This is a genomic window from Sphingomonas sp. 22R3R2A-7 (assembly GCF_036856055.1).
Taxonomy (GTDB): domain Bacteria; phylum Pseudomonadota; class Alphaproteobacteria; order Sphingomonadales; family Sphingomonadaceae; genus Sphingomonas.
Map to the genome: position 1 here is coordinate 1,149,516 of NZ_JASPFR010000001.1, position 11,731 is coordinate 1,161,246.

The window sequence follows — 11,731 nt, forward strand, 5'->3', positions numbered from 1 at the left end:
AGCAAGCCCCTTAAAACGCATTGGTCGGGTAACAAGGCCGGAGTGGTAAACCCGCTAACCTATATCAACAACTCAGACGACATGCATGCGCGCCTTCACGTCGGTTGTCAGGGTGTCAGGCGACGATCCAGTCTCGCCGCGGCAGTCCCTGCGCATGGAGGAGCGCGGTCAGGTCGCCGTGATCGACGCGCGCCGCCGCGGCCGCCGCGACGATCGGCTTCGCACGGAATGCGACCCCCAGCCCCGCCGCCTCGATCATCGCCAGATCGTTCGCGCCATCGCCCACCGCGAGCGACTCCTGCACCGCGATCCCCCGCTCGGCAATCGCCGCGTTGAGCGTCGTCAGCTTCGTGGCGGACCCGACGACCGGCTTCGTCACCGTCCCCGTCAGCACGCCACCCGCAACCTCGAGAACGTTGGCGATCGCGCGGTCGAAGCCGATCGCCTTGGCCACCGGCTCCGCGAACCGCGTAAACCCGCCCGACACCAGCACCGCCAGCGCCCCGCGCGACCGCATCGTCCGGACCAGCGCCTTGGCGCCCGGCATGATCGTCACGCGCTCGGCGAGACATCGCTCGATATCGCTCTCCGCCAGCCCCTTGAGCAACGCGACGCGCGCATCGAGTGCCGCCTCGAAATCGAGTTCGCCGCGCATCGCGCGTTCGGTGATCTCCGCGATCTGCGGCTTGATGCCGGCATAGTCGGCGAGCTCGTCGATGCACTCGACGGTGATCATCGTCGAATCCATGTCCGCGACCAGCAACGTCTTGGTACGTGTGTGGCTCGGCTGGACCACCACGTCGGTACGGTCGAATGCCCCCTCGAGCGCAGTCCGGGCCGCATCCGGCGCCATCCCGAAGATCAGGTCGGCGGCATCGCCCTCGTCGATCCAGCCGCTCGCGCCCGGTGCGCAGCCGGCGTCGCGCAGCCGATCCATCGCGGTCGAAATATCGCCTGCGGTCAGCGTGCCCGAGGCTATAAGCGTTGCCGTGAACATAGAACATCTCCCGAAGGTCGCGCTCATCGCAGGGCCGACCGCGAGCGGCAAGTCCGCGCTCGCGGTCGCCATCGCCGCGCGCCACGACGGCGTCGTCATCAACGCCGATTCCGCGCAGGTCTATGCCGATCTCCGCATCCTCACCGCGCGCCCTTCGGCCGAGGAGGAGGCGAGCGCCCCGCACCGCCTGTTCGGCCATGTCGACGCCGCCGACGCGACCTATTCCGCCGCACGCTGGGCCGCCGAAGCGACGGACGCGATCGATGCCACGCTCGCCGAGGGCAGACTGCCGATCCTAGTCGGCGGCACCGGGCTATACGTGCGCACGCTGCTCGACGGCATCGCCCCCGTCCCCGCGATCGACCCGGCACTTCGCGAGCAGATCCGCGCGCTCCCCGTCGCCGACGCGCATGCCGCGCTCGCGTTGCTCGACCCGCCCGCCGCCGCCCGGCTGAACGCCGCCGACACGACGCGCGTCGCGCGCGCGCTGGAGGTGGTCCGCGGCACCGGCCGTACACTGGCCAACTGGCAGACCAAACGCGTGGGCGGCATCGGCGACCGGCTCGACGTCCGCGCGCTGATCCTGATCCCCGACCGCGACTGGCTGAACGCGCGCATCGACCAGCGCTTCGCCGAGATGGCCGAGACCAGCCAAGCGGAAGTCGCCGCGCTCCTCGCCCGCACCGACATCCCGCAGGACGCGCCGATCCGCCGCGCGATCGGCGTCCCCGAAATCGCCGCACTGGTCCGCGGGGAAACATCGCTAGCCGACGCGATCGCGGCCGGATCAATCGCCACGCGGCGCTATGCCAAGCGCCAATATACCTGGCTAAGGCACCAGCCACCAGCCGCCTGGACCCGCACGGACGCGCTCGATTTTCCAACGCGCCTGCAGCAATTTGAAACTATATTGCTCAAATGATGTTTGACACGCATCTTTTATATCGGTAGCCGCCCCCTCCACGAGGCGCTAAAGGCGGCGCATTCGAAAGGATTTTGACGTGATGACCGAGAAGAGTGGAGCCGATATCCTGATCGAGGCGCTGTGCGATCTCGGCGTGGAGGTCGTGTTCGGTTATCCGGGTGGTGCCGTGCTGCCGATCTACGACGCACTGTTCCGCAGTGGCCGGATCAAGCACATCCTGGTGCGCCACGAACAGGCCGCGACGCACGCGGCGGAGGGCTATGCCCGCTCGACCGGAAAGCCCGGCGTTGTGCTCGTCACCTCTGGGCCCGGCGCGACCAATGCGGTCACCGGGATCACCGACGCGCTGATGGATTCTGATCCCGATGGTGGTGATCACCGGCCAGGTACCGACCGCGCTGATCGGCACCGACGCGTTCCAGGAGGCCGATACCGTCGGCATCACGCGTCACTGTTCGAAGCATAATTATCTCGTGAAGGATCCGGCCAAGCTCGGCGGGGTGATCCACGAGGCGTTCCACATCGCCACCTCGGGTCGTCCGGGGCCGGTGGTCGTCGACATCCCCAAGGACGTGCAGGTCGCGACCGCGCGCTATGCGAAGCCCGGCCCGATCCAGCACAAGACCTATCGCCCGCAGGTGAAGGCCGACCAGTCGCAGATCGAGCAGCTGGTGGACATGCTCGCCGCGGCCGAACGCCCGATCCTGTACACCGGCGGCGGCATCATCAATTCGGGGCCTGCCGCGAGCCAGCTGCTGTGCGAGCTCGTCCGCATCACCGGCGCGCCGGTGACGTCGACGCTGATGGGCCTCGGCGCCTATCCCGCGAGCGGCGAGCAGTGGCTCGGCATGCTTGGGATGCACGGCACCTACGAGGCTAACATGGCGATGAACCAGGCCGACCTCGTCGTCGCGCTCGGCAGCCGGTTTGACGACCGCGTGACCGGACGGCTCGACGCGTTCAGCCCGAATTCGCGCAAGGTGCATGTCGACATCGATCGCTCGTCGGTGAACAAAACCGTACGTGTCGATCTCGGGATCATCGCGGACGTCGGCCATGCGCTCGAGGACATGGTGCGGATCTGGAAGAGCCGCCAGCATCCCAAGCCCGACACCACCGACTGGCAGCGGCGGATCGCCGGCTGGCGTGCAGTCCGGTGCCTCGACTTCCCCGAGAACGACCCGAACGCGATCATGCCGCAGCGCGCGATCCGGGCGCTGTTCGACGCGACGCACGCGCGCAACCCGATCATCACGACCGAGGTCGGCCAGCACCAGATGTGGGCAGCACAGCATTTCGGCTTCGAAAAGCCGAACAAGTGGCTGACCAGCGGCGGTCTCGGCACGATGGGCTACGGCCTGCCCGCCGCGATCGGCGCGCAGCTCGGCAATCCGAACGCGCTGGTGATCGACATCGCCGGCGAGGCATCGATCCAGATGAACATCCAGGAGCTGGCGACCGCCACCCAATACCGGTTGCCGGTGAAGATCTTCATCCTCAACAACCAGTATATGGGCATGGTCCGCCAGTGGCAGGAGCTCACCTATGAGAGCCGCTATGCCGAGAGCTATTCGGATTCGCTGCCCGATTTCGTCCGGTTGGGCGAAGCTTATGGCTGGAAGGGCATCCTGATCGAGACGCGCAACCAGCTCGACAGCGGGATTGCGGAGATGCTGGCCTATGACGGCCCGGTGATCGTCGATTGCCGCGTGTCGCAGCTGACCAACTGCTTCCCGATGATCCCGAGCGGTGCTGCACATACCGACATGATCCTGCAGGCGAACGAAGTGTCGGGCACGATGGACGACGAAGCGAAGGCGCTGGTTTGATGCATATTTCCGAGGAAAAGGCCGAGCGGCACACGCTCGCGGTGATCGTCGACAACGAGCCGGGCATCCTCGCCCGGATCGCCGGCCTGTTCACCGCGCGCGGCTATAATATCGAGAGCCTGACCGTGTCGGAGATCACCGCCGACAAGGCGGTCAGCCGGATCACGATCGTCACCAGCGCGTCGCCCGCGACGATGGAGCAGATCCTCGCGCAGCTCGACCGGCTCGTCCCCGTCCACAAGGTCACCGACCTGACCGCGCAGGGCGCGCACGTCGAACGCGAGCTGGCACTGGTCAAGGTACGCGGCACCGGCGACCACCGGATCGAGGCACTCCGCCTCGCCGACGTCTATCGTGCGCGTGTGGTCGATGCGACGACCTCGAGCTTCGTGTTCGAGGTGACCGGCGGGATCGACAAGATCGACAAGTTCGTCGAACTCATGGGCGAAGTCGGCCTGATCGAAGTCGCCCGCACCGGCATCGTCGCGATCGCCCGCGGCAAAGAACCGGCCTGAATTTACCCCCAACCAAGATTTTTACCGAAGCGCGTCGCCCCCACTCCGTCACCCCAGCGAACGCTGGAGTCTCCCGCGGCTCCTGTCCTGCAGGAGCCGCATGAGATACCAGCTTTCGCTGGTATGACGGATGTGCGGGCGCCGACGCTTTCCAACGCAACGCTTCAAGAAAGGACTCTCCCAATGCGTGTCTATTACGATCGCGACGCCGACCTGAACCTGATCACCGACAAGAAGATCGCGATCGTCGGTTACGGCTCGCAGGGCCATGCGCATGCGCAGAACCTGCGCGATCTGGGCGTCAAGGACGTCGCCATCGCGCTGCGTGAGGGCTCGGCGACCGCCAAGAAAGCGATCGAGGCCGGCTTCGCAGTCAAGTCGAACGCCGAGGCGGCCGCCTGGGCGGACATCGTCATGATCCTCGCCCCCGACGAGCATCAGGCGGCGATCTACGCGACCGACCTGCACGACAATCTGAAGCAGGGTGCGACGATCGCGTTCGCGCACGGCCTCAACGTCCATTTCGGCCTGATCGAGCCGCGCGCCGATCTCGACGTCATCATGATCGCGCCCAAGGGCCCCGGCCACACCGTGCGCAGCGAATATGTCCGCGGCGGCGGCGTCCCCTGCCTGATCGCGATTGACCAGGACAAGTCGGGCAACGCGCACGACATCGCGCTCGCTTATGCGTCGGGAGTCGGCGGCGGTCGCTCGGGGATCATCGAGACCAATTTCCGCGAGGAATGTGAGACCGATCTGTTCGGCGAGCAGGCCGTGCTGTGCGGCGGCATCACGCATCTGATCCAGGCCGGGTTCGAGACGCTGACCGAAGCCGGCTACGCGCCCGAAATGGCCTATTTCGAGTGCCTGCACGAGACCAAGCTGATCGTCGACCTGCTCTATGAGGGCGGCATCGCCAACATGCGCTATTCGATCTCGAACACCGCCGAATATGGCGACATCACCACGGGTCCGCGGATCATCACCTCGGAGACCAAGGCCGAGATGAAGCGCGTGCTGGCCGACATCCAGTCGGGCCGCTTCGTGAAGAAATTCATCCTCGACAACCGCGCCGGGCAGCCCGAGCTGAAGGCGGCGCGCAAGCAGGCGCTGGCGCATCCGATCGAGAAGATCGGCAGCGAACTGCGCGGGATGATGCCATGGATCGGGAAGAACGCGCTCGTCGATAAGGCCAAAACTGACGCCGTCAGTTTTCGCTTTATCGACCGGCCGGCACGCCGGAGCCCGCCCACAGGGCGCGGCTTCGCCGTGGCCGACGGGCGGGCGTGGGGCATGGGCGTCGCTCGGCCCAACACCCCTACCCACCCCGGCGAAGGCCGGGGTCCAATTGGCAAGGTTGTAGTAACGGAGAACGATGCTTCGTTACCGACGTCCCCCAATTGGGCCCCGGCCTTCGCCGGGGTGGTGGCGTTTTGGGGGTAGCACTTCTCTCCCCCACCACTCCCCTTGCTAGCCCACGCCCGCAGCCCGTTACTCTCGTTCCCGACCCAGTCCCCCCTCTCGTTCCCCCGCGAAGGCGGGGCCCAGGATTCCGGGCGGTGATCGTGGTTTAGCTGGGCTCCCGCGTCCGCGGGGGAACAACAGCGAGCGTGGCTTCCCCCCGCCCCCCACCGACCAAAATCCGAAACACAGCGTTGGCATAACGCCGTTTGACGCAGCGCAGCCGCTCGGCCAGCATCACGCGTTCAACAGGAGACCCCCCATGCGCCTAGTCCTAGCCACGATCCTTGCCCTCACCGCCGCCCCCGTCCTCGCCCAGACCGCCGCCGTCCCCGGCGCCCCCGTCAAGGCGCGCGTCGCCGCCGGTACCTATGCCGTCGACCCCAACCACACGCAGGTCACGTGGCAGGTCAACCATATGGGCTTCTCGATGCTTGAAGGTCAGTTCGGTGCATCGGGCGGCAGCATCATGATCGATCCCGCCAAGCCGAACGCGACCAAGGTCGAGGTCAATTTCGCCATCGACCAGCTGTCGGTCACCTCCGCACCGTTCACCGGCCATCTCAAGTCGAAGGATTTCTTCGATGTCGCCACGCATCCGACTGCCAAGTTCGTCTCGACCAAGGTCGTCGCGACCGGCGACAAGGCGACGATCACGGGTGACCTGACGATCAAGGGCATCACCAAGCCCGTCGTGCTGCAGGCGACGTTCGTCGGCGCGGGTGCCAACCCGATGAACAAGAAGGTGAACTTCGGCTTCCGCGCGACGAGCTCGATCAAGCGCAGCGATTTCGGGCTCGGTGCGGCGGTACCGGTGGTCTCTGATCGCGTCGACCTGACGATCAACGCGGCGTTCGCTGCGCAATAATACGTAACCCTGCCCTATCGCGCTGGACATTTACCGTGTCCGCGCGATAGGGAAGACGCAATGACTCACGGTCGCCTCCTGCTGCTTCGACTTACGCGCCCTTAGGCGCGCCGATCGTTTGCGTGGTGGCCAGCCCCCGCGCCTCGCGCCTAAGGGCTGACCCGAACGCTCCCGATCACGAGAGACACGAGCCATGCTGCGCGACCCATCGACCAAATACCGACCTTTCCCACAAATCGACCTGCCCGACCGCCAATGGCCGTCGAAGACGATCGTCCAGCCGCCGCGCTGGCTGTCGACCGATCTTCGCGACGGCAACCAGGCGCTGATCGACCCGATGGATGCCGAGAAGAAGACGCGTTTCTTCGACCTGCTCTGCAAGGTGGGGCTGAAGGAGATCGAGGTCGGCTTCCCGAGCGCGGGCGCGACCGAATTCGACTTCATCTCGGGGCTCGTGAAGACCGGCCGCATCCCCGACGACGTGTCGATCCAGGTGCTGACGCAGTCGCGCCGCGACCTGATCGAGACGAGCTTTGCCAGCCTCGTCGGCGCGAAGACCGCAATCGTCCACCTCTACAACGCGGTGTCGCCGGCATGGCGCAAGATCGTGTTCGGCATGGACCGCGCGCAGGTGAAGCAGATCGCGATCGACGGCGCCAAGGTGCTGCGCGACGAGGCCGCGAAACAGCCGAACGTCCGCTGGCAGTTCGAATACAGCCCTGAGACCTTCTCGACCGCCGAACTCGATTTCAGCCTCGAGGTCTGCGAGGCGGTGATGGACGTGCTGATGCCGACGCCCGAAAATCCGATCATCTTCAACCTGCCCGCCACCGTCGAGTGCGCGACGCCGAACGTCTATGCCGACCAGATCGAATGGTTCGGCCGCCACATCCGCAATCGTGACTCGGTCGCGATCAGCCTGCACACGCATAACGACCGCGGCACCGGCGTCGCCGCCGCCGAGCTCGGCATGATGGCGGGCGCGGACCGCGTCGAAGGCTGCCTGCTCGGCAATGGCGAACGCACGGGCAATTGCGATCTCGTGACCGTCGCGCTCAACATGTACACGCAAGGCGTCGACCCGAAGCTCGATCTGTCGGACATCGACGGCGTCGTGAACACGGTGAATTATTGCACCAACATCCCCGTCCACCCGCGCACGCCCTATGCCGGCGACCTCGTCTTTACCGCGTTTTCGGGTAGCCATCAGGACGCGATTAAGAAGGGCTTCGCCGCGCAGGAGGCGAAGAACGACACGCTCTGGGAGGTCCCGTATCTTCCGATCGACCCCGCCGACCTGGGCCGCAGCTACGAGGCGGTGATCCGTGTCAATTCGCAGTCGGGCAAGGGTGGCGTCGCCTGGGTGATCGAACAGGACAAGGGGCTGAAACTCCCCAAGCGGTTGCAGGCCGACTTCAGCCGCCACGTGCAGGCCTATGCCGACCAGACGAGCCGCGAGCTGAATGCCGCGGATATCTGGAGCCTGTTTGAGCGCACCTACATGCCGCAGGCGGACGACCGCGTGACCCTGCGCGATTACGAGGAGAGCGGCACCGCGGGCCAGCGCGTCTTCATCGGCCGCGTCGCGATCGATGGCGAGGAGCGGTCGATCTCGGGGCGCGGCAACGGGCTGATCTCGGGCGTTATCGCGGCGATCGCGGAGTCGACCGGGCCGACGCTCGATGTGGTGGATTATAACGAGCACGCGATCGGCCACGGCGCGGATGCGCAGGCGGCAGCGTATGTCGAATGCCGGACCGCGGCGGGCAAGACGGTGTTTGGTGTCGGCATGGACACCGACATCGCCACCGCCTCGGTGCGCGCGGTGCTGTCGGCAGCGAACCGCGCCTGAACCACCCCACCCCCGTCATCCTGGGCTCGACCCAGGATCCAGAGCCACGAGCGCTGGCGTGAGTGGCTCTGGATCCTGACTTTCGTCAGGATGACGGGGTTAGGCTTAGCGCTCGCGGATAATCTCGCAGCCGACGCGGGCGTCGGGATAGACGTCGGCCTTCACCGTCCGCACCTTCACCCGCCGCACGCGCGCATCGCCGAGACACAGCGCGGCGATCGCCTCGCACAGCGTCTCCTGCAACGCGAACGGCCGGTCCGCCGCGAGCGCGAGGATCCCCTCGCGGACGAAATCATAATCGAGCACCTCCTCGATCGCATCCTCGCCGAGCGGCGCCGGATACGCGACCGTCATCTCGACCGCGACGACTACGCGTTGCGGCGCGACCTCGTGCGGGTGGATTCCCAGCCGCATCATCACCTCGAGCCCGTCGAGGATCGTCGTGAATTCAGCCATTGCGCCCCCCGCTGCGCCCCTCGAACATCACGTCGCCGTCGCGCGCGAGGAAACGCTGGCCGCAATCCACGAACAGCGTCTGCCCGGTCACGCCCTTCGCAGCCAGCAACCACGCGACCGCGTCCGCCACCGCGTCCGCACCGACTGGCCGCCGCAGAAGATTGTCGCTCGCCACCGCCGCGAACTCGGCGTCGGTCTGGTCGCCGCTCGGCAGCGTCAGCCCCGGCGCCACCGCGTTGACGCTGATCCGCGGCCCCAGCGCCTGTGCCAGCATCACCGTCGCCCCCTCGAGCGCGATCTTGCCGCAGCTGTAGGAGAAGAAGTCGGGATTGAGGTTCGCGACCTTCTGGTCGAGCAGGTTCACGACCGCGCCGTCGCGGACATCCTCCTGCGACGCGAGCGCCGACGCGAGCAGCACCGGCGCGCCGCAATTGATCGCGGCAAGCTCGGCGAACAGCGAAGGATCGACTCCGGGCGGCCGGTCAAAGTCGAACTTCGATGCGCAGTTGACCAGCCCGTCGATCGGTCCACCGATCGCGCCCCGCGCCGCCGCGAACAGGTCGGCGATCGCGCCCAGATCGCTCAGATCGCCTTCGACCGCCGCCGCACGCCCGCCGGTCGCGGCGATCTCGTCGACCAGCGCCGCGGCCTCATCCGGCGAATGCCCCTGATGCACGACCACCGCATGCCCGTCCGCCGCCAGCCGCCGAACGATTGCCGCGCCCAGCCGTTTCGCCCCGCCCGTCACGAGCACGGTCCGGCACAGCGCTGGCATCAGGCGCGGTGCCCCATCAGCGACAACACCTCCTTGCGGCTGCGCTCGTCGTCGCGAAACACGCCCATCATCCGGCTCGTCACCATCGCGACCCCCGGCGTCCGGACGCCGCGCGCGGTCATGCACGCGTGGCTCGCCTCGATGACGACCGCGACGCCGAGCGGCTTGAGATTTTCCCAGATACAGTCCGCCACCTCGGCGGTCAGCCGCTCCTGCACCTGCAACCGGCGCGCGAAGCCATGCAGCACCCGCGCGAGCTTCGAAATCCCGACGACATGGTTGCGCGGCAGATAGGCAATATGCGCCTTGCCGATGATCGGCGCCATGTGATGCTCGCAATGCGACTGGAACGGGATGTCCTTCAGGAGCACGATCTCGTCATAGCCCCCGACCTCCTCGAACACGCGCGCGAGATGTTGGGCGGGATCGTCGCCATAGCCCGCGCAATATTCCTTCCAGGCCCGCGCGACGCGTCGCGGCGTATCGATCAATCCCTCCCGCGTGGGATCGTCACCGGTCCAGCGGATCAGCGTGCGGATAGCCGCCTCGACGTCTTGCGGGACGATCAGCTTGCCATCTGCTCCGACCGTATCGGAGAAAGGCGTTTCAGCGATCATCACGGCGCTCCATCATTCTGCCGCGACTGCGGCGTCCAGGGTGTCATAGGTCTAAATCGGCCGCATTGCATCACGGCGCATGGGCCGCCGCGGCTCGTCGCCGCAGCACCCATGGAGTTCCCCATACAGCGTATAGGCGCCAACGCACGGTCGCGCGACCGGCCAGCGTCACCGCACGGGTCTGCGGTGCTTGGCCGTAGGGTGCCGGTCAGCGCGGTCCCAGGCGTTCCGCATGCCAGGCGACATGGTCCGCCATGAAGGTCGATATGAACGCATAGCTGTGATCATAGCCCGGCTGCATCCGCAACGTCAGCTCGATCCCCGCCGCGGCACACGCCGCCTCGAGCAGGTCGGGCTTGAGCTGCTCGTGCAGGAAGCCGTCGGCATCGCCCTGATCGACGAGGATGTCGGCGATCCGCGCGCCGTCGTCGATCAACGCACACGCGTCATAGGCGCGCCACGCCGCGCGATCCGGGCCGAGATACCCCCCAGCGCTTTCTCGCCCCACGCACAGTGCAGCGGCGACGCGATGGGCGCGAACGCCGAGACGCTCGCGAACCGGTCTGGATTGCGCAGCGCGATCGTCAGTGCGCCATGCCCACCCATCGAATGGCCCATGATCCCCTGCCGCGCCATGTCCGCCATGGCGAATTCAGCGGCGATCAGCGCGGGGAGCTCGTCCTCGACATACCGCTTCATCGCGAAGTTCGCGGCCCAGGGTTCCTCGGTCGCATCGACGTAGAAGCCCGCACCCTTGCCGAAATCATAGCCCTCGTCGTCGGGCACCGCGTCGCCGCGCGGGCTCGTATCCGGCGCGATCAGGATGACGCCATGCTCGGCGCACGCGCGTCGATACTCGCCCTTGTCCATGACGTTCGCGTGGGTGCAGGTCAGCCCCGAAAGGAACCACAGCACGGGCAACCGTGCGCCATCGTCGTGCGGCGGGACATAGACCGCGAAGGTCATGTCGGTGCCGGTCGCGGCCGACGCATGGCGGTACACGCCTTGCGTTCCGCCAAATGCCTTGGTGGTGGAAACCGTCTCCATGGCCATCACGCGACGCGGTGCAGCGCGCACAGCTTGTTGCCGGCCGGATCGCGCAGATAGGCGAGGTACAGCCTGCGTCCACCGGTCGCCTCGCGGATGCCGGGGGATCTTCGCAGGCCGTCCCACCCGCGGCCAGCCCCGCCGCGTGCCACGCATCGGCGGCGTCGGTCGATTCGGCAGCGAACCCCAGCGTGCCGCCATTGGCGTGCGTCGCAGGCTCGCCGTCGATCGGCCTGGTCAGCAGGAAACGGCTGCCGCCATGCGCGTAGATGACCCGGCCCCATTCGTCGACGACACCCGCCGGCACGCCGAGCGCGCCCAGCGCGGCATCGTAGAACGCCTTCGATGCGCCGATATCGTCGGCGCCGATCATGATGTGCGAAAACATG

At 66.7% G+C, this 11,731-nt stretch carries 8 protein-coding genes and 4 pseudogenes; 6 read left to right on the top strand and 6 right to left on the bottom strand.

Annotation, left to right across the window (positions count from 1 at the left end):
* Positions 1 to 115 precede the first annotated feature (115 nt).
* A complete protein-coding gene (gene serB, locus QP165_RS05460) occupies positions 116 to 997 on the bottom strand; it encodes a phosphoserine phosphatase SerB (protein ID WP_333994293.1) in 882 nt (293 codons plus the stop codon).
* On the opposite strand from serB, the gene miaA reads away from it, so the two are divergent.
* The 6 genes and pseudogenes from miaA to leuA all read left to right on the top strand — a co-directional run bounded on the left by miaA (position 990) and on the right by leuA (position 8,447).
* Positions 990 to 1,919: a tRNA (adenosine(37)-N6)-dimethylallyltransferase MiaA gene (gene miaA / locus QP165_RS05465; protein ID WP_333994295.1), complete on the top strand. Its 930-nt coding sequence runs from the start codon at positions 990 to 992 to the stop codon at positions 1,917 to 1,919. The two genes, serB and miaA, sit on opposite strands and share 8 nt — an antisense overlap.
* Positions 1,920 to 2,001: 82 nt before the next feature.
* Positions 2,002 to 3,751, top strand: a pseudogene (locus tag QP165_RS05470) (acetolactate synthase 3 large subunit).
* Positions 3,751 to 4,266, top strand: coding sequence for an acetolactate synthase small subunit (gene ilvN / locus QP165_RS05475; RefSeq protein WP_333994297.1), 516 nt, complete (start codon positions 3,751 to 3,753; stop codon positions 4,264 to 4,266). Before QP165_RS05470 ends, ilvN begins: the two are co-directional and overlap by 1 nt.
* A 183-nt stretch (positions 4,267 to 4,449) precedes the next feature.
* Positions 4,450 to 5,463: pseudogene (ilvC, locus tag QP165_RS05480) on the top strand (ketol-acid reductoisomerase); the annotation flags it as partial.
* Positions 5,464 to 5,989: 526 nt separating this feature from the next.
* Positions 5,990 to 6,595 (top strand): YceI family protein, encoded by a 606-nt coding sequence (locus QP165_RS05485; RefSeq protein ID WP_333994298.1) that lies wholly within the window; start codon positions 5,990 to 5,992, stop codon positions 6,593 to 6,595.
* A 193-nt stretch (positions 6,596 to 6,788) separates the two neighbouring features.
* A complete protein-coding gene (gene leuA, locus QP165_RS05490; RefSeq protein WP_333994299.1) occupies positions 6,789 to 8,447 on the top strand; it encodes a 2-isopropylmalate synthase in 1,659 nt (552 codons plus the stop codon).
* A gap of 105 nt (positions 8,448 to 8,552) precedes the next feature.
* Here the strand turns inward: leuA and QP165_RS05495 are convergent, their stop codons facing one another.
* The 5 genes and pseudogenes from QP165_RS05495 to QP165_RS05515 form a co-directional block, all read right to left on the bottom strand.
* Positions 8,553 to 8,903 carry a dihydroneopterin aldolase gene (locus tag QP165_RS05495; protein ID WP_333994301.1) on the bottom strand — a complete coding sequence of 117 codons (351 nt, stop codon included), beginning with the start codon at positions 8,901 to 8,903 and terminating at the stop codon, positions 8,553 to 8,555.
* Entirely contained in the window at positions 8,896 to 9,678 is a 783-nt protein-coding gene (locus QP165_RS05500) for an SDR family oxidoreductase (RefSeq protein WP_333994302.1), read from the bottom strand. Before QP165_RS05500 ends, QP165_RS05495 begins: the two co-directional genes overlap by 8 nt.
* Positions 9,678 to 10,295: a GTP cyclohydrolase I FolE gene (gene folE, locus QP165_RS05505; protein ID WP_056015896.1), complete on the bottom strand. Its 618-nt coding sequence runs from the start codon at positions 10,293 to 10,295 to the stop codon at positions 9,678 to 9,680. Before folE ends, QP165_RS05500 begins: the two co-directional genes overlap by 1 nt.
* A 208-nt stretch (positions 10,296 to 10,503) precedes the next feature.
* A pseudogene (gene fghA / locus QP165_RS05510) lies at positions 10,504 to 11,348 on the bottom strand (S-formylglutathione hydrolase).
* Positions 11,348 to 11,730, bottom strand: a pseudogene (locus QP165_RS05515) (VOC family protein). The pseudogenes fghA and QP165_RS05515 overlap by 1 nt, the downstream one beginning before the upstream one ends.
* Position 11,731: the final 1 nt, after the last annotated feature.